The organism is Arhodomonas sp. KWT (assembly GCF_010993615.1).
In genome coordinates this window covers 1-557 of sequence record NZ_WNXE01001068.1, presented here as the reverse complement: position 1 = coordinate 557, position 557 = coordinate 1, and the positions used below count along the sequence as shown (strand labels likewise).

The window sequence follows — 557 nt, the reverse complement described above, 5'->3', positions numbered from 1 at the left end:
GGCGCCGGTACCGGGCCACGGGCGGTGAGGTCCTCCGGAAGCTCACCGACACGCACCTGTACCGTCCGCCGCTCGCCCTCGCGGATGATCTCCACCGGCACCTGCTCCCCCACCGGGGTACGGCCGACGATGGCCGGAAGCGCACCGGAGGTCGGTACATCGTGGCCGTCGAAGCGCACGATCACGTCTCCCACGCGCAGCGGCGAGTCCGCCGCCGGGCTATCCTCGAGGATCTGGGAGACCAGCGCCCCGCGGGGACGGCGCATGCCGAAGGACTCCGCGAGGTCGCGGGTGACATCCTGGATCATGACCCCGAGCCAGCCGCGGGCCACGTGACCCTCCTCGCGGAGCTGGCGGGCCACATCCATGGCCAGCTCGATGGGTATCGCGAACGACACGCCCATGAAGCCGCCGGTACGGCTGTAGATGTGGGAGTTGATCCCGACCACCTCACCGTCGAGGTTGAACAGCGGCCCCCCGGAGTTGCCCGGGTTGATGGCCACGTCCGTCTGGATGAAGGGGACGTAGTTCTCCTGGGGCAGGTTTCTGCCCAGGGC

At 69.7% G+C, this 557-nt stretch carries 1 protein-coding gene; it reads right to left on the bottom strand.

What is annotated here, in order from left to right; translation table 11 throughout:
* Window positions 1-557: S1C family serine protease (locus G7A99_RS24185; protein ID WP_163144622.1), on the bottom strand; the 557-nt coding region annotated here is incomplete at both ends.